The following is a 1310-nucleotide window of genomic DNA, read 5'->3' on the forward strand; positions in this document are numbered from 1 at the left end:
CCACTAAAAAGTAGAAATTTCCCGTTTCAACTTCTTGCGAATATGATACTTCATAATTTGAAAATACCATAACCATAACTAATACAAAAAACATAATTAAATTTTTCATTTTATTTTTTCTCCTTGATTTTTAATTTATTTTTTTATGTTTTATTTATTTTTATTATTAATAATAATTCATTCCCAAAAAAGCGCCTATTAAAGAATAGGAAACTTCATCCATCGACACTCGCACTCTGTCTCTGCTGTTATATCTATATAAAGCGGTTTCTCGTTTTCGATTGTCGATTAAAGAAATTCTATCCAAATAAAATTCTCCGTTTTCTTTTTTGAAAGTATAATATTTAAAATCATATTTTGAATCTCCGAAATGCGAATAATCTTCAAGCGTAAAATAATCGCCTTTTGAAACTATATTTATATCTTCAGTTAAAGGCATTCCGTTAAAACCGCCTACAAAACTTGCGCTCCTCTTTCCAAATTGCACTATACTTAAAACTCCTTTTATTAGCCATAAACTCGTGTAAGAATCCAAATATTCTCTCTGCCCGATTGAGCTAATCGGCGCTCCAACGCTCATTATATAATAATAATCGTTTCCGACTTTCTTCAAACAGCTTGTTAAATCTTCTCTCTCGCCAAAATCAAAATTCCTCGCATTCGCGTTTTCAATTATCGTATTGAATTCATATTTTAATTTTGCCGAAGGTTTACCCGAATATTCTTTTTTAAGAAGTTTATTCATTTCGGAGATTACTTTATTATTTATTTCATTTAATAAAGAATCTATATCGTCCGATTCTGCCGTGAAATTTCTAAACTTCTCTGAGACAATATAATTTTCTTTCATAGAAATATTTGCCACAATCTCCAAAATATCCTTTTTATTTTTTAGATAATCCAAAGCCTTTTTTCCTCTATCGTCCGTTATAGACATATCCGCTCCGTTTTCTATCAATATTCCCGCCGCTTCAATATCTCCTTCTCTGCATAAAGTTATAAGAGGAGTAGCGCCGTCAATACTTTTTGCGTTTATATCCGCTCCAAATTTTACAAGCCCCGCGACTATATCGGAATAACCTGAAGACGCCGACTGATAAAAAGCCTCTTCATAATCTTTCTCTTTAATAAGCTCCCGTATATTTTCTATGCCTCTGTCGTTTTTATGTTTGTTCAATGCCGAAGCCAACTCTCCGCTTTTCCCCGAACATGAAACCGCAATAATAACGGATAAAGATATAACAAATATTTTCTCAAATCGTCTTAAAAGTTTCATTTTTTTCTCCTTGAATAAATTTGATTAAAGTTAA

The 1310-nt window shown here is 31.5% G+C and carries 1 protein-coding gene; it reads right to left on the reverse strand.

All coding sequences use genetic code 11. The features are described from left to right. Positions 1–166: 166 nt before the first annotated feature. Positions 167–1276 carry an ankyrin repeat domain-containing protein gene (locus ACR0QS_RS13260; protein ID WP_432633926.1) on the reverse strand — a complete coding sequence of 370 codons (1110 nt, stop codon included), beginning with the start codon at positions 1274–1276 and terminating at the stop codon, positions 167–169. Positions 1277–1310 lie beyond the last annotated feature (34 nt).

It is taken from the genome of Brachyspira sp. (genome assembly GCF_050873525.1).
In the GTDB taxonomy this organism is placed as follows: domain Bacteria; phylum Spirochaetota; class Brachyspiria; order Brachyspirales; family Brachyspiraceae; genus Brachyspira.

Coding starts and splice junctions, on each gene's coding strand:
- ACR0QS_RS13260 (WP_432633926.1), bottom strand. CDS start 1,276: ATGAAACTTTTAAGACGATTTGAGAAAATATTTGTTATATCTTTATCC.